Source organism: Streptomyces sp. KMM 9044, assembly GCF_024701375.2.
Lineage (GTDB): Bacteria > Actinomycetota > Actinomycetes > Streptomycetales > Streptomycetaceae > Streptomyces.
The window spans coordinates 7,296,223-7,317,619 of record NZ_CP113910.1 but is presented as its reverse complement, the minus strand read 5'-3'; the positions used below and the strand labels follow the sequence as shown (position 1 = coordinate 7,317,619).

The window sequence follows — 21,397 nt, the reverse complement described above, 5'->3', positions numbered from 1 at the left end:
TGCTGCGCACGGGGTTGCGCTCCGCCCGCGGGAGCGCTGGCGGGTGGCTGCGCCACCTGCTCAACCCCGATGCTACGCATCGGGGTTGACGCTCCGTCCGCTGCGCTCCCGGAGCGGCGGGACTTCGTCCCGCTACCGGGCTCCCGTTGCGCTGCAGTCCGGGCCGGCGGGTCCGCTGCGCTCCCCCACCTGACGGTCCTTCCAGCTGCGCCTCCAGGACCTTTGGGGCCCACTTCGCGGGCCGGGCTGGCTGCGAGAGTGGGGGGCCTCGTTCGTTTCGGGTTCTGGGTAGTGGGTGCATCAGGTTGATGCACCATGTAGCGTTGGCGGAAGTATGGGACACCCCTCAACCACCCGATGCGGGCCCAGATGCCCGCGCCTTTCGGAAAAGGGAAAACGCATGTGGAGTGCTCAGGACGTGGCGCGGGATCAGGTCCGGCGTCAAGCGAATGGCCTGGACATCGCCGCCGTTGCGGAAAAGGTCGCGGAGGCCGCTGTCCGTGAGCGGGAGACCGCGGAGCAGTTGAGGGGGAACGGTTCCTTCTACGAGTTCGAGATGGACCGGAGGGGTTGGCTGCCATCTGGCTGGCTAAACACGCTGAGTGGCAGCGCGTCAGAGACTTGATGACTGCAGCCGGTTGGAGCGTGTACGAGCCAGAACAGGACGCTCAAGGCTCGGTGTGGGCTCGCGAGCGTGAGGAACGGCTTGCTGGTGCTCTTGCGGCACAGGCCGCCTTCGGGGAACGGCAGGGGGAGGAAGCGGATGAACTGCGAGCGGAGGTCCGGCTGTCCGCCGCGCCCAGTCGACTGATCCAGACGGTGGCCAGCCGGACGGGGCTGCGCCCCTCTCAGGTCCTGGCCCAGCTCGCCGAGCGGATCGTCGTGGGCGAGGACGGCACGGTGTCCGTCCCACCCTTCACGCCGTCCTGGTGATTTCCGAAGCGAGCAGAAAAGAAGGCAGAGGAGGAGCGTGGAAATGCTGGGTATCCGGCTTCGGGAACACCAGGTCGATCAGAAGTCGGCGTTTCGGAGGTGGATGGGATTCCCTGCAAGATCATCAGTGCCGTCGGAGGGGGCACGGGGCACCATCGTGTCCGCGACCGGATCGGGCAAGACGATCACCGCCGCCGCGTGCGCGCTGGACTGCTTCCCGGGCGGCCGGATCCTCGTGACCGTGCCGACCCTGGACCTACTCGCACAGACCGCTGAGGCGTGGCGCCGGGTGGGCCACCGGGCCCCGATGGTGGCGGTGTGCTCGCTGGAGAGCGATGCGGTGCTGGACGGGTTGGGGGTGCGTACCACCACGAATCCGATTCAGCTCGCGCTGTGGGCGGGGTCGGGGCCGGTGGTCGTGTTCGCTACGTACGCCTCCCTGGTGGACCGCGAGGATATCGACGCACCCGAGGGCCAGCGGAAGGTTCGTGGGCCGCTGGAGGCCGCCCTGGCGGGCGGGGAGCGCCTGTACGGGCAGCAAATGAGCGGTTTCGACCTCGCCATCGTGGACGAAGCCCACTCCACCGCAGGTGATCTCGGCAGGCCGTGGGCCGCGATCCACGACAATGCCCGCATCCCGGCCGACTTCCGGCTGTACCTCACCGCGACCCCGCGCATCCTCGCCTCGCCCCGGCCGCAGCAGGGCACCGGCGGCCAGGAGCTGGAGCTCGCGAGCATGGCCGACGACCCGGACGGGACCTACGGGCCGTGGCTGGCCGAGCTCGGACTCTCGGAGGCGATCGAGCGGGGCATCCTCGCCGGCTTCGAGATCGACGTCCTGGAGATCCACGACCCCTCCCCCGCCCTCGGGGAAACGGAGGAGGCACAGCGGGGCCGGCGCCTCGCTCTCTTGCAGACCGCACTGTTGGAGCACGCGGCGGCGTACAACCTCCGTACAGTGATGACGTTCCACCAGAAGGTGGAAGAGGCCGCAGCCTTCGCGGACAAGCTGCCCCAGACAGCGGCCGAGCTGTACGCCAGCGGCGCCTCCGACCACGACCTGGCAGCCGCGGACCGGCTCCCCGCGTCGTCGATCGACGCGGCCTTCTACGAGCTGGAGGCCGGCCGCCACGTCCCCCCGGACCGCGTCTGGTCGGCCTGGCTGTGCGGCGACCACCTCGTCACCGAACGCCGCGAGGTCCTTCGCCAGTTCGCCAACGGCATCGACGTGGCCGAGCGCCGGGTGCACCGCGCCTTCCTCGCCAGCTGCCGCGTGCTCGGGGAAGGCGTCGACATCACCGGCGAACGGGGAGTCGAGGCCGTCTGCTTCGCCGACACCCGCGGATCCCAGGTGGAGATCGTCCAGAACATCGGCCGCGCGCTGCGGCTCAACCGCGACGGCACCACGAAGGTCGCCCGGATCATCGTGCCGGTGTTCCTGGAGCCCGGCGAGGACCCGACCGACATGGTCGCCTCCGCCAGCTTCAAGCCGCTCGTGGCCGTGCTCCAGGGCCTGCGCTCGCACGATGAACGCCTGGTCGAGCAGCTCGCCTCCCGCGCCCTCACCAGCGGACAGCGCACGGTGCACGTGAGGCGCGACGAGGACGGGCGGATCATCGGCGCCGGCGGCGAGGACGAGGAGGACGACACCGACGCCGTTGCCGAGACGGCCCTGCTCCACTTCTCCTCTCCCAGGGACGCGGCGACCATCGCGGCGTTCCTGCGCACGCGGGTCTACCGGCCGGAGTCCCTGGTCTGGCTCGAGGGCTACCAGGCCCTGCTCCGCTGGCGGGCCGAGAACGAGATCACCGGCCTGCACGCCGTCCCCTATGACGTCGAGGTCGAAGTCGGAGTGACGAAGGACTTTCCGCTGGGGAGGTGGGTGCACCAGCAACGGAAGGCGCTGCGGGCCGGTGAGCTGGAACCGCGGCGCAAGGAGCTGCTGGACGCGCCGGAGGCCGGGATGGTGTGGGAGCCGGGTGAGGAGGTGTGGGAGGCCAAGCTCGCCGTGCTCCGGTCGTACCGGCGGGCCACAGGGCACCTTGCTCCCCGTCAGGACGCGGTGTGGGACGACCCCGCCGGCGGCCAGCCCGTCCCGGTCGGGCAGCACATGGCCAACCTCCGCAGGCAAGGCGGCCTCAGGAAGGACCCGGAGCGCGCCGCGGTGCGGGCCGGGCAACTGGAGGCGATCGACGAGGACTGGAACTGCCCCTGGCCGCTGGACTGGCAGCGGCACCACCGCGTCCTCGCGGACCTGGTCGATGCCGACGGTGTGCTGCCCGACATCGCGCCCGGCGTGCTGATGGACGGCGACGACATCGGGCGGTGGCTGAAGCGGCAGAAACAGCCGGGCACCTGGAAGCTGCTGTCCGACGAGCAGCAGGAACGGCTGACCACGCTGGGCATCAAGCCCGCCCCGGCGCCGCCTCCCGCCCCGGCGGCCGGGCGTGCGGCGAAGGGGTCGAGCAAGGCGCAGCAGGCGTTCCAGCGGGGCCTGACAGCCCTCGCACAGTGGGTGGAACGGGAAGGCCCCCACCGGCCGGTACCACGCGGCCACGCTGAGAAGATCGCGGTCGACGGCGAGGCCGAGCCGATCGCGGTCCGGCTCGGCGTATGGGTCTCCAACACCCGCGCGAGGCGCGACAAACTCACGGCGGAGCAGCTGAACGCACTGCGGAAGCTGGGCGTGAAGTGGGTGTGACGCCGACCGTCAGTGGGGAGTCCCTACAGCCGACCAGATGCGCGAGCGCCACCGGGTGAGTGAGCGGCCTGCGGCTCTGCTGTTGGTCTTTACGGCACGCGGCGAACGAGACCAGCGGCGAGCCACTGCACAAGAGGGGTGGCGGCCAAGTGGACCGGCATCTGCGCTTGGTTGGTGTGTCTACCCATCCGCCGTTGGAGGGGAAGGAATCAGGGTCGGGCAGGATGAGCACCCATGACGGACTCTGCTGCTCAATTCGGCGAGCGATCACGTGCCGTGCTTTCAGGGCTCGGCCGCGCCCGGCCTGCCTGCATCTGCGACGCGCTCTGAAGGCCGTATCGGCACGGCGTCATCACGCCGGGTAATTGCGCAGCAGAGTCATGACGGGTGGGAAAGACAAGCTGATGAAGATGCTGCGGCGCGCCGGGCTGCACATCGCGGGGGACTGGAAGACCGAGGAGGTAGCGTCGCCCCGGGCCGCGTGGCGCTTGGTCGTCGCGGGAGAAATCAGGCCGACCGTGAGTGTGAGGGCAGACCGAGCGGACCTGGTCGCCGAGCTCAATGCGCAGTGGCACCGGCTCGGGACCGAGAGCGGGATCTTCGGCGGGGATGGTGTCTTCCTGATCGACGTCGCGGGCAACTGGACAGCGTTGCGCGCCCAGGCCTTGGACGCGGGTGCAGCTCACGGAGCAGTGGGACCTCGCCGGAGTTTTGGGCGAGCGGCCCGGGCAGCCGGAGTTCGTCACCCTCTCGATGGACGGGGACATCCTGCTGGGGGTGACCACTGAAGAAGACGAGGTATGGCTGATCGGCGTGGACCACCTGCGAGAGCGGCAGGAGACAGCCGCTCGGGCGGCGGCCCAGGAGAGCCCGCGGGAGCGGGCAGCCGCTTGGACATCGCTGTTTCAGGGGCCGGGGTCTTCGGAGCGGGTGCGTGAGATGTGGGCGCACGGGCTGGCACTCAACCCGGCCACCCCCGATGACCTGCGTGCCCGTCTCCTTTGGTGTGTCGCACTTCCCCCTGTGGCGGCGTCTGCCTGCGGTGGTCATCGAGGCGGCCATCGTCCACCCGGAGGGGAAGGTGAGGCAGCTGCTGGCCGAGGCCCAGCCGGGCCTCACAGCGGAGCAGTGGACTCGTCTGATCCTGGGCGAGCGGGGAGCCCGGCCCCGCTGGATCCTCACCCTGCTGGCGGCTGACCAGCACGCCGAGCTCACCGACGCCGCGTACGAGCAGCTCGCCGCGGATCCTTCCGTCCAGGTCCGGAAAGAGACAGCTCGTCTTCGCGGACTGCCCGTACGGATACTGACCGCGCTGGCTGGCGACGAGGATCCCTCTGTACGCGCCTCAGCCTGCCAAAGGGCCTGGCCTCATCTGGACGGCCCGGCCCGGCGCAAGCTTCTGAGCGATCCTTCCGGCAAAGTGCGCATCGAGGCGCTGTTGCGGTACCACCGAGAGCACCCGATGCCCCGTTCGGTGTTCGATACCGAAGGAGTCCGAGAGCGCGCGGTTGAGTCCTGCCGCCTCGAACGCGGCCTCGCCGAACACCTGGCTCACCACGGAGAGCCGGCCCAGCGCAGCTCTCTCGCGGGCAACCCGCACCTGGACCCGGACTTGGTCGGACTTCTTGCCCAGGACCCTGACGAGAACGTCCGCTTCGTGGTGGCCACACGCGCTGACATCACCGAGGAGCAGCGGGCGGGCATCCCCATCGACTTCGACCCGCGCGGGCACTACTACCCGCTCGACTGGGTCATGGCACTGCACGAGGATCCCGGCGCCATGCGCCGCCTGGCCGCCTCCTCCCACCCCCTGATCCGCAGGAGCGTTGCCCGGGCCCGGCACCTCCCTGCGGACGTCGTCGAACGTCTCGCCCGCGACGACGACCGCGTCGTCCAGCTCTTCCTCGCGGAATCCTGCGACGACGCGCCCGCCGACATGCTCCTGCGGGTGTGGCAGTGGTGGACCGGCAGCCTCAGTACCCCCGACCGCCCTCACGGCCACCCCAACTTCCCCCGCCGCGACCTGCTGCGCTACGCCGACGACCCGAACGCCAGAATGCGCCAGCTGGCCTTGGACGACCCGGAGTCCACGCCAGAGCTGGTGGAGAGGTTCAGCCGGGACAGCAACGAGGAAGTACGGCACCGGGCCGCGTCCGACCTACGTCGTTGGGTGTGCATCTTTTGAGGGTGTCTGTGTGATCAGGCGGTGAGTATGAGGGTGTTGCGGTAGCGAGCCTGGTGGTTGCGGGTGTACTCCTGTTGTTCGTGCCAGGCCCAGTAGGTGTCGAAGTCGCCGTTGGTGCGCAGGGCGCGGAGTTTCAGGACGGCTTCGGCTCCGGCCAGGCCCCAGCGGGCCCCGGTGATGTCGAGGCGGTCTTTTACCAGGTGGCGGCATGCGCCTTCGATGATCCCGGTCGCGATGGGCCAGCCGGCGGCCAGCGCGGTGTCGTAGCGCAGGTAGTCGGCTTTGTTGGTGAGGTAGGCCACGGCGTCGTCGATGCTCTTGTTCTGGCCCGGGGCGATCCCTGCGTCGGTGGCGGCCGTTGTGATCGTCTCGGCTGCGGTCAGGGCGTCTCCGGCCAGGATGGTGCGGGCGGTGCGGGCGACCCATGCCTCGATGTCCTTGCTGCCGCCGGGGTGCAGGGCGTGGGCGGCGCTCCACAGGTATTCCAGGACGTGGATGATGTCGATCACGATGTGCACCTGCACGTCGCGGGCGGCGGCCTGCTCGTTGATCAGATCGATCTGGTGGGGTGCGCCGTCCACGAGGGCCACCCAGGTGCGCCGGTGGTCGGGGTCTCGGTGTTCGGCCTGGTCGAACACGGCGGTGATGACCTGGGAGCAGGTGTCGTTGACCGATCCGGTCAGCCACTTGGAGCGGGCCCTGGGTCCTTTGCTCCGGCGGGTGGTGTCCTGCTCGCCGGTGTCGGGGTCGGCGATGATGTCGTCGGCGGTGCGTACCGCGGGTTCGGCGTCGTAGACGGTTCCGAGGGTGGCCATGCGCTTTCGGCCGTTCTTCTCCCCGGCTGACAGGCGTTTGTGCAGCTTGTTGCCGCCTTTGGCCGCGGCGGCTCTCGCGGTGGCCTCCCGCAGGGCCTCCGGCCTTATCACCACGTCCTTGCCGTCGGCCGACATCACCAGCAGCGTGGCGTCCGTGCACGGCTCGGGCGCGAGGGCGGCATAGAAGTCGTCGATGTCCGCGGCGGCGGCGACGGTGAGCTCGCCGGCCTGCCGCGGGCCGATCCCGGCGCCGGTCAGGGTGTTGACGCGCTCGACCGCTTCGGCGAACGAGCCCCGGGACGCCTCGATGGCGACCTGTTTGGCCAGGCCGTGCGAATGCATCCCGGCCGGCAGGTTCAGCGCCGCATCGGCCGGGTGCAGATCCGGCACGGCGTCGCCGCGGTAGGCGATCCGGCCGACGGTCACCTTCCCGAACACCGTGGACAGGATCCGCCGCCGGCCCCGCTCGATCCTGGTGCGCTCCCGGCCGGCGGCGTCCACGACCTGCTCGATGCGCTGCTCGGTCAGCTCCCGCAGCCGCAGATGGTCCTGATACAGCTGCCGCGTCACCTCCCGCATGTCCGCGCCCAGCACCTCCTCCAGCTGCGAGTGCGTCAACGAACCGGTCTCCACGGACTACATCCGGGCACTGACCTGCTCGAACAAGCCCCGCGAGGCGGCGAACGCGGCCTCCGCCGCCGCCAGATCCCCGCCGATCACGCCGCCGCTCACCGGGCACCGGCCCGACAGGCCAGCCCGAACAACCCCGGCTCCACCTCGGCCAGGATCCCCCGCCCGACCAGCTTCTTCAGCTTGCCACGCATGCCCTCGGTGTGGTTCGCCTCCGTGCTCAACCCCACCCCGACGCACACGTCCTTGCAGCGCAACGGCCCGGACGCCTCGGCGAACACGATCAGGATCCGCCGATACGGCTCGGAGGTCACCGTCGTGTCCCCGGCCGCCTCGGCGGCCAACAGCACCGGCACCAGTTCCGCCAACTGCGGCAGCACCGCCCCCTCCGTATCCAGCACCACCCCCGGCGGCACCGCCGGGCCGACCGGTGAGGACAACACCTCCTCCACCGTCTCCCGCGTGATCCGCAGTCGCACCAACTGCTCCTCGGCCGTAGCCAACTCCGCGGTCAACACCTCCAGCCGCGCCCGCACCTCGGCCGCGGACGCCCGGACCTCGTCTTCCCTGGCCTGTAAGGCAGCCATCAACGACGGCACAGATGCCACCCACCCTCGCTCAACGCCCGCCCACCACAGCCGGACTCGACACCACGAGGCTAGGAACCAGCAACCCCCGACCGAGACCTGAACCCTGACGAATCACCCCAACGACGCACCCTCACAAGATATGCACCCAACCCGGCGATCGCTCGCGGAGCCCGTTGCATCCCCACCCGCCTGTCGCGCTCGTGTCGCGGTATGTTCCAGGAGACGCCGTCGCGCTTACGGGTTGGGTGTGGCTCCTTTGGAGGGACAGGCTGAGCTGGGCATTTGCCGGTGGGTGTGGCTCCTTTGGAGGGACAGGCTGAGCTGGGCATTTGCCGGTTGGGCTCGACTGCCGGTCGTGGAGATCCTTTCGGAACCAGCAGGTCACGCCCGCGCGTCGCATCAAGATCGACAGCGCGGAGGGTGCCGGTCACCGCGTGACCCGCTGTCGTGGTCGAGTCGATCACTCGGGCGTGCCTCAAGCCGCAGTTCACGCAGCTAGGGCCGTCCCTCCAAAGGAGCCACACCCTTTGCCGGTTGGGCTCGACTGCCGGTCGTGGAGATCCTTTCGGAACCAGCAGGTCACGCCCGCGCGTCGCATCAAGATCGACAGCGCGGAGGGTGCCGGTCACCGCGTGACCCGCTGTCGTGGTCGAGTCGATCACTCGGGCGTGCCTCAAGCCGCAGTTCACGCAGCTAGGGCCGTCCCTCCAAAGGAGCCACACCCTTACGGGTTTGGGGTCGTGCATCTCCGGCGCGAAAATGCAGACATGGCCGCACCGGACCAGGGGCACCGGCCCGGGGTGGTGCCGCGGGTGGGAGCGGCTGAACACCCTCGCATCGGCTGGTGCTCCAGGTGGACCGCGGGGCAGGTGGCGGGGCGGAACCGGCTCGACCAACTTCCGGGCTCGGCGCCGGGGTTCGACGCGCGTGCACCGATCCGGCTCATCAGGACCTCGAACGCCTCCCGTCAGCGGGCTCGGTACAATGTGACCTGCGGCCACCGCGTGATCGTCTGTCTTCACCCACCGATGATCAACGGTGGCCTCACCCGTTTCCACAGGCCGTCAGGGTCGCGCTGGTTCGCCTGCCGTCCCGTGTCAGGAGGACATGTGCAACGTGGCGAAGTCTGGTGGGTGGGTTCCGACGAGCGGCGATTGTTCGTGCTGCTGTCGGGAGACGACGCGTCCGGGATCCAGGCGATGCAGGTCGTCGCGCCGGCGGGTGTCGACATGGGCGGTCTGGGCGTCGAAGTGCGAGTCGGTGTGCAGGAAGGGCTACCTCTCGAGGGCGTGCTGAGGCTCGCGTTCCCGCGTCCGGGCTTCACCCCTTGCACGTGGCAGACCACCGTGTCACGGGACGACCTGGTCGAGCGGGCGGCCGTTCTGTCTACGGCGAAACTCAGCGAGATTGAGAACGCCCTCCGACTCGCTGAACAGCCGCACGAGCAGAACCCGGCAATGACCGCGAAGCTCAGCGAGATGAGGGACGCCCTGCGTCGCGGTGAACCCGGGTAATGGGGGCGGTCCCGGGCGGATGGTCGACGCTGTCCGCCTGTTGTTGCCTCCGCGCCCCTCACCATCGAGATCACGAACCAAGGCTGGACTGGAGGCGGGTCCTCAGGTCGTCCACCAGCGCCGCCGCTGCCCGCAGACCTGAGGCCGCCCCGTACACGTGGTAGTCCGGACGGATCAACACCGCGTCAGCCCCGTGGCGGGCCAGGAAGGTGCGGTAGACGCCGCCCACGTCGGCGACCGACATGTTCTGCGGCGTCCCGTCGTCGGGGAGCAGCGTCACCACGTGTGCACCCAGGTCCGTGAGGAATGCCGACTGTTCCGCGTCGAGGTCGGCGTCCGCGCCCTCTGCCAGTATCAGAACGAAACCGCGGCCGACCACATCATCGAAAAGCCCCGTGCCTTCGAGGCCGCGTATCTGGCCCTGGGGGGCCACATCGCCCGCCGGGGAGATGGGCGACCCGTCCGCCTTCCGGTGCAGGAGCCCTTCGGTGATGGGCAACGCCGGATCCGGGACGGCCGGACCACGGCCGCGGCGACCCGCCAGGATCGTGGAATCGCGCTCGGCCGCGGCCGCGGGGTCCGTCACGCAGATCACCCGGCCTAGCTGGACCGAGGACAGAATCGACTTGTGTACTTGTGCGCGGCGTTCCTGTGTGTAGGTGTCGAGAAGCGCTGCCGGGGCGAGGCCGCCCAGTACCAGATCCAGTTTCCACGCCAGGTTGGTGACGTCGCGGATGCCCGAGCACATACCCTGTCCGGCGAACGGCGGCATCAGATGGGCCGCGTCCCCGGCCAGCAGTACCCGACCGACCCGCCACTGCTCGGCCCAGCGGGACTGGAAGATGTACGTGGTGCTGCGCAGCAGCGTCGCCGTGTCGGGGGTCACCCCGTGGGGAGCGAGAAGCCGCCAGGCGGTTTCCTCCCGGTTCAGGTCCGCGGCACGCTCGCCGGGCAGCCGCATGAACTCCCAGCGTCGATGCCCTGGTCCGCTGCCCACCAGGGTCGTAGGCCTGGCAGGATCACAGATCTGGACGTTGGGGGCTTGACCCCGGATCGTGGACACCGTTTGCTATGCAGCAGTGGCCAGCGTAATCGATCGTTGTTCGTAGGTGATCGGGCTGATCTGGCCGAGTGCGGAGTGTCTTCTTTTCGTGTTGTAGCGAGTGACCCACCGGAACACCGCGAGGCGGGCCTCGCGCGCCCCTGACCAGCGTTTCCTTCTCTGCAAGGTCTCCCGTTTCAGGCTTGCGTTGAAGGATTCGGCGGCGGCGTTGTCCGCCGAGGTTCCGACCGCCCCACGTGATCTGGTCACGCCGAGTTCGCGGCACACGTTCGCGAACTCCTTCGACGCATACTGGGCGCCGTTGTCGCTGTGGAATATCGCCCCGTCAAGAGTTCCGCCGCGGGTACGGGCCGCAGCCCGGAGCGCATCGGTGACCAGCTCGGTGCGCATGTGGTCGGCGATCGACCAGCCAGCCAGCCGTTTCGAGCAAAGGTCCAACACCGTTGCCAAATACAGGAATTGGCCGTCGCCGATGGGCAGGTAAGTGATGTCGCCGACGTACCTGGTGTTCGGCTCGCTCGCGGTGAAGTCACGCCGCAGTAGATCGGGCACCGGCGTCGCGGACGGCTCGGGGACGGTAGTGCGGACCTTCTTACGCAGATGCACGCCCTGCAGGCCGATCCGGGCCATCACACGCGCGACCCGCTTGTGGTTCACCTCGATCCCGGCGTCCCACAACTCGGCCGTGATCCGCGGGACGCCGTAGGTACCGTCGGACTCCTTGTGGATCTCCCGGATCCGCCGGGCCAGGCGGGCGTCGGACCGCGCCCGCTCGATGCGGGCCGGGGCGCCCTTCAGCCACCGGTAGAACCCGGACCGGGAGACCTCCAGGACCCGGCACAGCCGCTTGACGCCGATACGCGCCGCGATGATCATCAACGAACTGGAAACGGCTCACCAGTTGGTCTCGCCGGCGAAATACTTCGCGGCCCTCCGCAGGATCTCCCGCTCGGTCTCCAGCTCCCTGATCCGAGCCCTGAGCTGCTTGTTCTCCTCTTTCAGCACATCGTCGGAGGGTACATCAACGGCCTGTACCGCCCGCGGCGAGCGACTCGCGGCCGCCGCACGGCCCTGCCGGGTGCGCTCGACCCGCACCCAATTCCGCAGCGTCTCCCGGCTGACGCCCAGGTCCTTGCCCACGCCCTCGAACGTATTCTTCGGGTCCGACAGGTACAGCGCGACAGCATCCGCCTTGAACTCCGCCGAATACACCTTCATCACCATCAGTGACATCTCTTCCTCTGGACCCTCAAGGTCCAGTGTCCAAGGTGTCTACGATCCGGGGTGAAGCCCCTTGGTGGGGACGAACTTGCCCTGCTCGTGCAGCTGCACATCGCACAGCAGCCACTCGTAGGAGAAGCCGAGATCGGTGACCGGGACATCCAGATGGTCCCGGACGAAGCTGTTGGAACCGTCAGAGCCCACCACCCACCTCGCGGTGTACGTCTGGGCTGCGCCGTCTTCGTCCTCGGCCGTCACCACGACCCGGTCGTCCTGCTGCTCGATTCCCACGACCTGGCGGCCCTGTTCCACCGTCACTGCCGGCAGCTCGGCTGCCCGCGAGGCCAGCAGCTCCTCGAGGGCGGGCTGGTGCATGGTGCTGGCGTCGGGCCACCCGTAGGGGCCCTCGGTGCGAAAGGCGATGTCAAGGAGGACGTCACCGTCGGCGGAGTGCCATTGATAACCGGTGGCGGGCTCGGTGATCCGGTCGAGGCTGGGACCCACCCCGCAGCCGGCGAGCAGGCGTGCCGTCTCGCCGTCGAAGCTGGTGGCCCTGGGCAGGGCGTAGGGGCGTCGGCGCCGTTCCAGGACGATGGTCTGTCGGCCGCGCTGTGCCAGCAGGATCCCGAGTGTGGCCCCGACTGGGCCATTGCCGACGACAATCACGTCCGCGTCTGTCTCGGGACTCGCGCCGGCGGGCTGCTGGTGCGGTGACGTCTCGGGCACGGGAAACCCCTCGTCGCAGGGTGGCTGGCGCAGGCATGACTGCCGGAATCGGAGCGGCGCAAGACTAACAATCCGTACCGGCGTTCGGGCCGCTCGAGGGCATGGGACTATCAGATCTGGGGATACGCGGTGCCACCTGCACGTACCTAGACGAGTAAGTCGTATGTCTTCAGTGGTCGTAGGCGATCAACGATCGAGTGATCGGTGCGCCGGTCAGGTTGTTCAGCCAGATCGCGGCGGCCATGGCCAGAATGCGCTGGGCGACGCGGACCGCGACGCCCGCGCAGCTGCGCCCTCCGTGGCCCTCCAGGTCGAGCTGGCCTTTGAGGGTGTCGTTGACCGACTCGATCAGCTGGCGGACCTTCTTCAGCATCGGCTCGCCGTACCGGGCCTTCTCGCGCTTGCGGGAGGGCCGCAGCAAGGTGATGCCGTGGTCGGCCAGCAACTGCTCGAAAGCTCGGCCGGCGAAGCCCTTGTCGGAGATGAGCAGGATGCCGTCGTGCTCGGCGACGACGCCTGCTTCGACCTCCAGCATCGCGGCCAGCACCTCGCGTTCGCCGATCTTGGGGTCCGCCAGGGCCCACAGGATCGGCATCCCGGCCGGGGTGCACACGAGGTACAGCCGCAGCCCCCAGAAGAACCGCGAGTGGCTGGCGCAGTAGCCGTATCCGGCCCATCCGGCCAGGTCGGAGCGTTTCACGGTGGGCCGCGACATGCCGCACGGCACCGGGGTGGAGTCCACGATCCAGCAGTCGTCCAGCCAGAAGTCGGACGCCTTCGCGAGCATCCGGACGACCCGCTTGACCAGGCCGAGCGCCGCGCGCAGGCGTTTGTTGTAGCCGGACTGCTGGGGCAGGTACGGAAACATCCCGGCCAGGTGCTTGCGGGCGTAGCGCAGCCAGTGGGCTTCGGAGGTGAATCCGAGCATCGCCTGGGCGACCGCGGCGCACACCAGCTCGGAGTCGGTCAGCAACGGCGGCCTGCCCAGCCAACGCGGCCCTCCCAACTCGTCGTCGATCTTCACGTACAGTGCGGTGATGAGGGTCTCGAGGTCGTTCGTCACACATCGACCAACGGGACCCTCACCCTTTGCGCTCAACGAGACTTCGGACTTACTCGTCTAGAAGGCCACTGAAAATCTTGTGGAGGGGCTGTTCGGCCGCAGGCCGGGCGGCCCTTCTTCGTCATGGGGTGGTTGGGGCGAGGTGCCAGGTGCCGCTGGTTCGGGTGAGTCCCAGGTTGATCAGTCGGCGGAGGTTGAGGGCGGCGGCGCGGTGGTGGAGCGCGATGTTGTTGGCGATCACGCCTCGGTAGCGGACGCGGCGGTGGCCGTGGGCGACGAGCCAGGCGATGGCGCGTTCGACCGGGGGCCGCCAGCGGCGGTATTCGTCCTGCCAGGCGGTGTCGGTGGTGGCCTGGTGCCGGGCGGCGGTCAGCAGCCCGTGCTGGGGGTGGACATTGACGACCCGTCCGGTCTTCGAGGTCGTGCAGCGTTCCCGCAGCGGGCAGCCGGTGCACAGCCGTTTGAACTGGGCGGTGCGGGCGCCGTCGGCCTTGGGGCGGCCCAGATTCGCGGTCTGTCCCGCCGGGCAGGTCACGGTGGCGGCGCCGGTGTCGACGTGGAAGTCGTCGATGGTGAAGCCGCCGGGGACGGCCTGCCGCAGCGGCGGCGGTTTGATCACCAGGACGTGGCCCTGGGCGGTCAGCTGTTCGCGCAGGCTGCCGGTGCCGTAGGCGGAGTCGCCGAGCACGGTCAGCGTCTCGCCTTCGCTGTGGTCTTCGTCGGCCAGCAGGTCCAGCGCGACGGCGGCCTCGTGGTTGTCCGGACCGTAGCCGCCGGTCAGCGCCACGGCGGTGAACAGTCCGGCCTCCGGCTCGAAGGACACGTGCCCGCGGTAGCCCTCCTGGTGGCGGGTGCGGTTCTTGTGGATGTGCCGGGCATCGGCATCGACGGTGGACACCGTCCGGTCGGGCACGGTGCGCCGGGCGATGCGCCAGCGTCCGTCGCGGCCGTCGGAGTCCTCGGCCGGCTCCACGTCCTGGCCGGCGACCAGGGCGAGCAGGCCCACCGCGTTCGCGGCCCGCTCGCCCAGCTCGCGGTCGGGCAGCCGGCCGAGCAGGTTGAGTGCGTCGGACACCAGCGCGTCGACCAGCGCGGCGCGGGCGGCCTCGTCATTCCAGGCGATCTTGGGTTTGCCGGGGTCGGTGTAGTCGTGCGCGGTGCACCACCGGCCGGCGATCTCGCCGGCGCCGGGGACCTCGCGGATCACCCGGCGGATCGCGGACACCAGCTGGGTGACGGTGTCCTGGGTGGCCACCGCATAGTCCAGGACCGTGGAATCCAGCGCCCGGCGCTGCTTTCCCTTGAGCACGCCGGTGGCCGCCACCACCTCCCTGACCTTGGTGAAGATCCGCATCGGGTCGGCCGAGCGCGCAAGTCGGCGCCGGAAGTAGGTCAGCAGCGAGGGATCGAAGGCGGTGTCGTACAGGCCCAGCCCGCAGGCGGCCTTCCAGCGCAGGTCACAGCGCAGTTCCTGAACCGTCTCGAAGTCCGACAGCCCGGTCAGGCTCTGCAGTACCACCGTCGCGGCCAGCACCTGCGGCGGCAGGGACGGCCGCCCGTTGGCCGACGGATACATGTCCGCGAAGAACTCCGAGGGAAAGAGCGCCTCACGGTGCTCGGCCAGGAACGCGAACACGCTTCCCGCCGGGATCAACTCCCGGCAGGTCTCCCACACATCCGGCCCGACCGACTCACCGGCCCATTCCCCCTGCATGCCACAAGACTGGCCTCGGACCTACCGGTCCGGGGCCAGAACGCAAAAGATTTTCAGTGGCCTTCTAGGCTTCCGGTATTCCCTCACCAACCACGAGGAGCTCGTCCGGCATGCATCAAGCAACGGCGCAGTTCAAGAATTGGGTGAGCGTCTCGCACCCCGCGCCGCAGAGCAGTGTGCGGCTTGTGTGCTTTCCGTATGCGGGCGGCTCCGCAAGCTTCTTCTTCCCGGTGTCCAAGGCGCTGCATCCCTCGGTGGAGGTGCTGGCCCTGCAGTACCCGGGTCGGCAGACCCGGCTCCACGAGCCGAGGATCGACAGCGTCCCCGAGTTCGCGGACCAGATCTTCGCCACGCTGCGGCACCTGGACGACAAGCCACTGGCCCTGTTCGGCCACAGCATGGGCGCTGTCCTCGCGTACGAGGTGGCGCTGCGCATGCAGGACGCCGGACTGCCCGCGCCGGTACGGCTGTTCGCGTCCGGTCGGCGGGCGCCGTCGCGCTATGCCGACGAGGGGGTGCATTCGGCGAGCGACGCTGACCTCGTGGCCGAGCTCAGAAAGCTCAGCGGCACCAGCGAGATGCTGCTCGGCGACCCGGAGGTGCTGGCGATGATCCTGCCGGCGATCCGCAGCGACTACACCGCCATCGAACGGTACCGGCACGAGCCCGGCCGACGCCTCGGCTGCCCGGTGACCGTGCTCACCGGAGACAGCGACCCCCGGGTCTCCCTCGATGAGGCCGAGGCATGGGCCGAACACACCACCGGGACATGTGAGACGGAGGTCTTCCGGGGCGGCCACTTCTTCCTCGTGGACCGGACAGCCGAGGTCATCGGCCTGGTGACCCGGCGGCTCGGGCCGTTCTGAAGGACCGCCGCGACGTCGCGGCGCCTGACTCGCTTCCCTGCTGCCGCACGTACATGTGAGAAACCCCCCACTCACCGGACGCACCGCTCCAAGACCTCGGCAGCGCACGGCGAAAGCACGCACCGAACACCACGCCGCTCCTTCTCGCCCGGAGGCCACCACAGAGGCCTTTGGGCCTGCAGACCCACCCGACCCTTTCATCGGGAGAGAAGCCGAGATGCCCCTCGCCGCCCCCTCGCCGGCCATCGGACACCATGTCCTGCCGGTGTTCTCGCCCGAAGGCGCGCTCGTCCTGCTGCTCGCCGTCGTCCTCGGCCGGCCGGCGATGGGTTTCAGGACGCCCGCGGTCACCGGCAAACTGATTGCGGGCGTCTGCGCCGGCGCATCCTCCCGCAGCCGCCACGGCCTCTCTTCTCCGGTCGGCCGCTGCCCCAACAGGCAGCTCAGATGAACCGGTTGGATGCGGTCGGTCAACTGGGCGTGCTGCCGGTCGGCATCACCGGCGCCGAGAGGAAGTTCACCCTCGTCCGTCGGCGCGGGCTCACCGCGGCCCAAGTCAGCGTCGCAGGCCTGCGTCTGCCCTCCGGTCTCGGCATCGTCACCGGCCTTCTGCTGCCGAGGACGTTCGTGCCCGCCGGCGCCGAGGCGTGCTCCTTCGCGCTGTTCCGTGGCGTCGCGATGGGTGTGAGCGCCCTTCCGGTGATCGGCGAGACCTTGCTCGACATGACGCTGCTGCACCGCGGCATCGGGCAACTGTTCGTCTCGGCAGGGGTGGTGGCCGACCTGGCGGGCTTGCTTCTGCTGTCCGTCGGTCCGGCGATGGTCACCGTCGGGCCGGCCGAAGGTGGCATCGCCGCCTTCGCCTTCGACGTGGTGATCGCTACCAGCGGCATGGTGGACCCGGCGAAGCGGGAGCCCATGCGGACCATGGTCCTCGCCGCCCCTGCACCGATCTTCTTCAGCCACCGCCGGCCTGTGCCGGGACTTCACCGCGCCGGCCCCGCCGACCGTCCCGGGCGCGGCCGCCGCGGTGCCGGCGACCTCCAGGGCGCCCGGCGAGTTCATGCCGGCGCCGGGGCAAGGGCCTGCCACCACTTGAGCCTGCTGAGCCGGGTCAATCGTGTCGTGACGTCCCTGATGGCGCCGGCCGTCCTGCGGTACGCGATGGCCCACGCCGAAGAGACTGCCGGGCCCCTGCTCGGAAAAGACGCCCTGACAGCCGCCCCCGAAGGGGCACTGGACCACGGACCGGATGCGGTTCGGACCTTTGAACGGCGAGGTGACACATGAGCACGATGCTCCTACTGAACGGTCCCAACCTTGGCATCCTGGGCCGCCGCGAGCCTGAGATCTACGGCACCGACACCCTGGCCGACATCGAGCAGGCGGTCGCCGACGAGGTGAGCGAGCAGGGCTGGAAAGTCCTGTCCCTCCAACGGGAGTCGGAGGGCGATCTGGTGAGCGCGATCCACGAGCACGGGCCCGACAGCGTGGGCGCCGTGGTCAACCCTGGCGCCCTGATGATCGCCGGCTGGAGCCTGCGAGACGCACTGGCGAGCTATGAGCACCCGTGGATCGAGGTACACCTCAGCAACGTGTGGGCGCGGGAGCAGTTCCGGCACGAATCGATCATCGCCCCGTTGGCCTCCGGCGTCGTGGTAGGCCTCGGCGCGTTCGGCTACCGCCTGGCGGCCCGAGCCCTCCTGCACGTGACCGGCGAGGTCCGATGAGCAGGCCGGCGTCGGACCGGCGCGCCGCCGGCGCGGGTTTCGCTGGGCCGTGCCGCGTGGACCCGTTCGCTCAACCCTGCTCGTCGCCCCCGTATACGGCCGCCGACTCGCGTACACGATCCCCGGCGCCCCGTTCGAGGCCAGCGACCACGCGCGGCACGCCCGGTACCTGGGTGCCCGCGATGAGCGCGCAGCCCCTCGACGACCGTAGACGACCGCAGATGGGTCCCGTACGCGGGGTGAGAGACGAGCCCGACATGGAAAACCCGATCGTTTCACCAGCCTGACATGGCTTGACGAGGAGCCCGATGATGTCACTCTCCGATGCAGTACGTGCCGGTGCCGGCCCGCAGGAGCTGGCCGCCGCGGAAGTGCCGGCGGAGTTCCTCGCCGCGCACCTGCGGATCGAGGACGAGAAGACCTTCGATGGGATCGAAGGCGACCGCGACGTGCGCAAGACCCTGCACGTGGGGACGGTGCCGATGCCGGAACTCGCGCCCGACGAGGTGCTGATAGCCGTCATGGCCAGCTCCATCAACTACAACACGGTCTGGTCCGCGACCTTCGAACCGTTGTCGACCTTCGGGTTCCTGCAGGCCTACGGGCGCCAGGGCGGCTGGGCGAAGCGGCACGACCAGCCTTTCCATGTCCTCGGCTCGGACGCCGCCGGAGTGATCGTCCGCACCGGTTCCGGCGTGCGGCGCTGGCGCGTCGGTGACCACGCGCTGGTCAACGCGGCTTGTGTCGAGGACCAGGAGGCGTCCGTCCAGGCGGACGGGATGCTCAGCGAGAACCAGCTCGCCTGGGGCTTCGAGACCAACTACGGCGGCCTCGCCCATTACGCCATCGCCCGGGCCAGCCAGCTGATCCCGAAGCCGGCACACCTGACCTGGGAGGAGGCCGCCTCGGTCCCGGCGTGCGCGGGAACCGCGTACCGGATGCTGGTCAGCGACCGCGGCGCACGGATGAAGCAGGGGGATGTGGTCCTCATCTGGGGCGCGTCCGGCGGACTGGGAGCCTACGCCGTTCAGTTGGTGAAGAACGGCGGCGGCATCGCTGTCGGAGTCGTCGGCTCCGAAGAGAAGGTGCGAGTGGCGCGCGCCCTCGGCTGTGACCTGGTGATCAACCGCGAGGAGTACGACTTCGGCGGTGACGCCGACGACGAGCCGGCGGTCGCGGTGGCGCAGGGGAAGCGGCTGGGCCGGCTCATCCGTGACGGCGTGGGCGAGGATCCGCACATCGTCTTCGACCACGTGGGCAAATCCACCTTCGGTACCTCGGTGTTCCTCGCGCGGCGCGGAGGCACCGTGGTGACCTGCGGTTCGAGCACCGGCTACGAGCACCGGTTCGACAACCGCTATCTGTGGATGCGGCTCAAGCGCATCATCGGCAGCCATGTGGCGAACCTCCAGGAACAGGTCGACACCGCGCGCCTGTTCGACCAGGGATCGCTGGTGCCCGCACTGACCTCGCTGTTCCCGCTGGAGGAGGCCGGCCCGGCGACCCGGCTGGTGCAGCTCAACCAGCACATCGGCAAAGTGGGCGTGCTCTGCCTGGCCGACCGTCCGGGCCTGGGTGTGACCGATCCCGAGCGGCGCGCCCGGATCGGCGAGGACCGACTGACCCTGATGCGCGCCTACGCGCACGACAGCGTGCAGGCGGCGTGACCGTGGAAAGGGAACAGGACTACGTCATATCCGTGCTGGGGACCGGCTCCTACCTGCCCGAACGGGTGGTGACCAACAAGGAGATCGAGGCCCGGGTACCCGGCGCCTCCGCCGAGTGGATCGCCGACAGGACCGCCATCGTCGAACGGCGGTACGCGGCACCGCACGAGGCCGCGTCCGACCTCGCCGTCCACGCCGCGCGCGCCGCCCTGGACCAGGCCGGACTGGACGCGGACCGCATCGACTTCATCATCGTCGCCACGACGACCGGCGACGCCCCGATCCCCTCCACCGCGTCACTGGTGCAACGGGCGCTCGGCGCCCACCGGGCCGCCTGCTTCGACGTCAACATCGCCTGCACCGGGTTCGTCACCGCGCTGTCCATCGCCCGGGCGTACGTGGCGCTGGACCCGACGACGAAGGTCCTGGTCATCGGCACCGACGTGTGGACCCGGTTCGTCGACTTCGACGACCGGGCGACCAGTGTTCTGTTCGGGGACGGAGCCGGGGCCGCGGTCGTCGGCTCCGTCCCGCACGCGCCCGGCGATCCGGAACGCGGCCTGCTCAAGGTCGAGTTGGTGAGCCGGGCCGAGGCCCACGAGCTGATCAGCATGCCGGCCGGGGGCAGCCGCCGTCCCGCCTCCGTCGAGACCGTCGCGGACGGTGACCACCTGCTGAGCATGCAGGGCCGGGGGGTGCGCGACTTCGTCCTGGACAACGTCCCCGGCCTCATCACCGGGCTGCTCAAGCGCTGCGGCTACGAACCCACCGACGTGCGGCACTTCGTGCCGCACCAGGCCAATGGACGGCTGGTGGCGGAACTGGCCGAGGTCAGCGGTCTGGAGCGGGCAGAGACCCATCTGCCATTGCGTCACAGCGGCAACATCGGTTCCGCATCGGTGCCGGTCGGCCTTGGGTGTGGCTCCTTTGGAGGGACAGGCTGAGCTGGGCATTTGCCGGTTGGGCTCGACTGCCGGTCGTGGAGATCCTTTCGGAACCAGCAGGTCACGCCCGCGCGTCGCATCAAGATCGACAGCGCGGAGGGTGCCGGTCACCGCGTGACCCGCTGTCGTGGTCGAGTCGATCACTCGGGCGTGCCTCAAGCCGCAGTTCACGCAGCTAGGGCCGTCCCTCCAAAGGAGCCACACCCATCGACGATCGCCGCACTCGGCTCGGGATCGTCCCGCCCTTCCACGATGCGTACCTGCTCCCGCAGCCTCTCGTGCAGTACGTCCAGGAGCTCGTCCGTGTGCCAGCGATGCTGGAATGCGTAGACGGCCGACCAGGGCGGGAAGTCGGCCGGCATCGCCCTCCACTTGATGCCGTTGTCGACGAAGTACCGCACCGCATCGATCATTTCGCGGTGGCAGAAACCCTCCGGGTTGCCCCCGCGGCCACATAGCCAGCCCGGCACAGGCATCACCCGCCGGACGATCTGCCATTCCTCGTCCGTCAGATCGGTCGCGTAGACGCGGGCCCGCAGCGGCCGGTCCCCGGCATTGCCGTACAAGTGAGCGAGGCAGTCACACTCCGCGGCGAACCGCAGGTCGGGCAACGGACGATCGGACAGGACGACGGTAGCGTTCTGCATGACGGGGCTTTGTTCCTCGCGTGGCTGGCTTAGACAACCGACACGCTATGAACAGGGCCCCGTCCTCATGCCCACTCCCGGACTCCGTCACCTGATCCAGGACACCGTACGGGACGCCATCGAACACCCGACGGTTGAGAAACAGCTAGTGACAGCCGGTCCGGGACTGGTAGAGGATCGAGTTCACGATCTCCCGAAGCGGATAACGCCCCTGATGCCCACTGACCGAGCGATGCCGGGCCTTCCAGGCCGTGAGCACCGGCTCGATCAACGCCCACTGCTCGTCGGATAAGTCGCTCTGGTACGGCTTGCGTTCACTCACTCCACCCACCTCAGCAGCCCACCGACACCGGACCGGCACGTTCCGGCTTCGCTCACACCATCAGGC

General features: G+C 69.3%; 17 protein-coding genes and 2 pseudogenes. 10 read left to right on the top strand and 9 right to left on the bottom strand.

Going from position 1 to position 21,397, the window contains the following annotated elements; translation table 11 throughout:
• Positions 1–645: 645 nt before the first annotated feature.
• The 3 genes from HUV60_RS32995 (at position 646) to HUV60_RS32985 (ending at position 5,819) form a co-directional block, all read left to right on the top strand.
• Entirely contained in the window at positions 646–933 is a 288-nt protein-coding gene (locus tag HUV60_RS32995; RefSeq protein ID WP_269441271.1) for a hypothetical protein, read from the top strand.
• Between the two features lie 43 nt (positions 934–976).
• Positions 977–3,634, top strand: a complete 2,658-nt coding sequence (locus HUV60_RS32990; protein WP_269441270.1) for a DEAD/DEAH box helicase — start codon at positions 977–979, stop codon at positions 3,632–3,634.
• Between the two features lie 988 nt (positions 3,635–4,622).
• Positions 4,623–5,819 carry a PE-PGRS family protein gene (locus HUV60_RS32985; RefSeq protein ID WP_269441269.1) on the top strand — a complete coding sequence of 399 codons (1,197 nt, stop codon included), beginning with the start codon at positions 4,623–4,625 and terminating at the stop codon, positions 5,817–5,819.
• 14 nt (positions 5,820–5,833) lie between these two features.
• Here HUV60_RS32985 and HUV60_RS32980 read toward each other — a convergent pair whose 3' ends face one another.
• Together HUV60_RS32980 and HUV60_RS32975 are read right to left on the bottom strand one after the other, a co-directional pair.
• Positions 5,834–7,252, bottom strand: coding sequence for an ISKra4 family transposase (locus HUV60_RS32980; protein WP_269441268.1), 1,419 nt, complete (start codon positions 7,250–7,252; stop codon positions 5,834–5,836).
• Between the two features lie 110 nt (positions 7,253–7,362).
• Positions 7,363–7,851, bottom strand: coding sequence for a hypothetical protein (locus HUV60_RS32975; RefSeq protein WP_158719359.1), 489 nt, complete (start codon positions 7,849–7,851; stop codon positions 7,363–7,365).
• Positions 7,852–8,963: 1,112 nt separating this feature from the next.
• Here HUV60_RS32975 and HUV60_RS32970 point away from each other — a divergent pair.
• Positions 8,964–9,368 carry a type II toxin-antitoxin system PemK/MazF family toxin gene (locus tag HUV60_RS32970; RefSeq protein WP_257853789.1) on the top strand — a complete coding sequence of 135 codons (405 nt, stop codon included), beginning with the start codon at positions 8,964–8,966 and terminating at the stop codon, positions 9,366–9,368.
• Between the two features lie 70 nt (positions 9,369–9,438).
• Here HUV60_RS32970 and HUV60_RS32965 read toward each other — a convergent pair whose 3' ends face one another.
• The 5 genes and pseudogenes from HUV60_RS32965 to HUV60_RS32945 all read right to left on the bottom strand — a co-directional run bounded on the left by HUV60_RS32965 (position 9,439) and on the right by HUV60_RS32945 (position 15,155).
• Complete coding sequence (locus HUV60_RS32965) at positions 9,439–10,329, bottom strand: FAD-dependent monooxygenase (protein WP_257853726.1); 891 nt, start codon at positions 10,327–10,329, stop codon at positions 9,439–9,441.
• A gap of 108 nt (positions 10,330–10,437) precedes the next feature.
• Positions 10,438–11,655, bottom strand: a pseudogene (locus HUV60_RS32960) (IS3 family transposase).
• Positions 11,656–11,703: 48 nt separating this feature from the next.
• A complete protein-coding gene (locus HUV60_RS32955; RefSeq protein WP_257853724.1) occupies positions 11,704–12,378 on the bottom strand; it encodes an FAD-dependent monooxygenase in 675 nt (224 codons plus the stop codon).
• Between the two features lie 169 nt (positions 12,379–12,547).
• The gene (locus tag HUV60_RS32950) at positions 12,548–13,441 is read right to left on the bottom strand and encodes an IS982 family transposase (protein ID WP_257848832.1); all 894 of its coding nucleotides are present in this window, start codon (positions 13,439–13,441) and stop codon (positions 12,548–12,550) included.
• 121 nt (positions 13,442–13,562) lie between these two features.
• Positions 13,563–15,155 carry an IS1182 family transposase gene (locus HUV60_RS32945; protein WP_257851318.1) on the bottom strand — a complete coding sequence of 531 codons (1,593 nt, stop codon included), beginning with the start codon at positions 15,153–15,155 and terminating at the stop codon, positions 13,563–13,565.
• Between the two features lie 110 nt (positions 15,156–15,265).
• Here HUV60_RS32945 and HUV60_RS32940 point away from each other — a divergent pair, with 110 nt between their 5' ends.
• From HUV60_RS32940 to HUV60_RS32915, 6 genes are all read left to right on the top strand, one after another.
• The gene (locus HUV60_RS32940; protein ID WP_257853723.1) at positions 15,266–16,021 is read left to right on the top strand and encodes a thioesterase II family protein; all 756 of its coding nucleotides are present in this window, start codon (positions 15,266–15,268) and stop codon (positions 16,019–16,021) included.
• Between the two features lie 217 nt (positions 16,022–16,238).
• Positions 16,239–16,472 carry a hypothetical protein gene (locus HUV60_RS32935; RefSeq protein ID WP_257853721.1) on the top strand — a complete coding sequence of 78 codons (234 nt, stop codon included), beginning with the start codon at positions 16,239–16,241 and terminating at the stop codon, positions 16,470–16,472.
• Positions 16,469–17,311 carry a hypothetical protein gene (locus tag HUV60_RS32930; RefSeq protein WP_257853720.1) on the top strand — a complete coding sequence of 281 codons (843 nt, stop codon included), beginning with the start codon at positions 16,469–16,471 and terminating at the stop codon, positions 17,309–17,311. The genes HUV60_RS32935 and HUV60_RS32930 overlap by 4 nt, the downstream gene beginning before the upstream one ends.
• Entirely contained in the window at positions 17,308–17,751 is a 444-nt protein-coding gene (locus tag HUV60_RS32925) for a type II 3-dehydroquinate dehydratase (protein WP_257853718.1), read from the top strand. The genes HUV60_RS32930 and HUV60_RS32925 overlap by 4 nt, the downstream gene beginning before the upstream one ends.
• Positions 17,752–18,059: 308 nt before the next feature.
• Positions 18,060–19,418, top strand: coding sequence for a crotonyl-CoA carboxylase/reductase (gene ccrA, locus HUV60_RS32920; RefSeq protein ID WP_257853716.1), 1,359 nt, complete (start codon positions 18,060–18,062; stop codon positions 19,416–19,418).
• A 2-nt stretch (positions 19,419–19,420) separates the two neighbouring features.
• Entirely contained in the window at positions 19,421–20,362 is a 942-nt protein-coding gene (locus tag HUV60_RS32915) for a 3-oxoacyl-ACP synthase III family protein (RefSeq protein WP_257853714.1), read from the top strand.
• A 167-nt stretch (positions 20,363–20,529) separates the two neighbouring features.
• Here the strand turns inward: HUV60_RS32915 and HUV60_RS32910 are convergent, their stop codons facing one another.
• Entirely contained in the window at positions 20,530–21,009 is a 480-nt protein-coding gene (locus HUV60_RS32910; RefSeq protein ID WP_257853713.1) for a transposase, read from the bottom strand.
• Positions 21,010–21,163: 154 nt separating this feature from the next.
• Positions 21,164–21,331, bottom strand: a pseudogene (locus HUV60_RS32905) (transposase); the annotation flags it as partial.
• Positions 21,332–21,397 lie beyond the last annotated feature (66 nt).

Excerpts from the sequence above, each read along its gene's own strand:
- HUV60_RS32940 (WP_257853723.1), top strand. The coding sequence starts at position 15,266 with ATGCATCAAGCAACGGCGCAGTTCAAGAATTGGGTGAGCGTCTCGCAC.
- HUV60_RS32930 (WP_257853720.1), top strand. The coding sequence starts at position 16,469 with ATGAACCGGTTGGATGCGGTCGGTCAACTGGGCGTGCTGCCGGTCGGC.
- HUV60_RS32965 (WP_257853726.1), bottom strand. The coding sequence starts at position 10,329 with ATGCGGCTGCCCGGCGAGCGTGCCGCGGACCTGAACCGGGAGGAAACC.
- HUV60_RS32945 (WP_257851318.1), bottom strand. The coding sequence starts at position 15,155 with ATGCAGGGGGAATGGGCCGGTGAGTCGGTCGGGCCGGATGTGTGGGAG.
- HUV60_RS32935 (WP_257853721.1), top strand. The coding sequence starts at position 16,239 with ATGCCCCTCGCCGCCCCCTCGCCGGCCATCGGACACCATGTCCTGCCG.
- ccrA (WP_257853716.1), top strand. The coding sequence starts at position 18,060 with ATGATGTCACTCTCCGATGCAGTACGTGCCGGTGCCGGCCCGCAGGAG.
- HUV60_RS32990 (WP_269441270.1), top strand. The coding sequence starts at position 977 with ATGCTGGGTATCCGGCTTCGGGAACACCAGGTCGATCAGAAGTCGGCG.
- HUV60_RS32975 (WP_158719359.1), bottom strand. The coding sequence starts at position 7,851 with ATGGCTGCCTTACAGGCCAGGGAAGACGAGGTCCGGGCGTCCGCGGCC.
- HUV60_RS32910 (WP_257853713.1), bottom strand. The coding sequence starts at position 21,009 with ATGCAGAACGCTACCGTCGTCCTGTCCGATCGTCCGTTGCCCGACCTG.
- HUV60_RS32925 (WP_257853718.1), top strand. The coding sequence starts at position 17,308 with ATGAGCACGATGCTCCTACTGAACGGTCCCAACCTTGGCATCCTGGGC.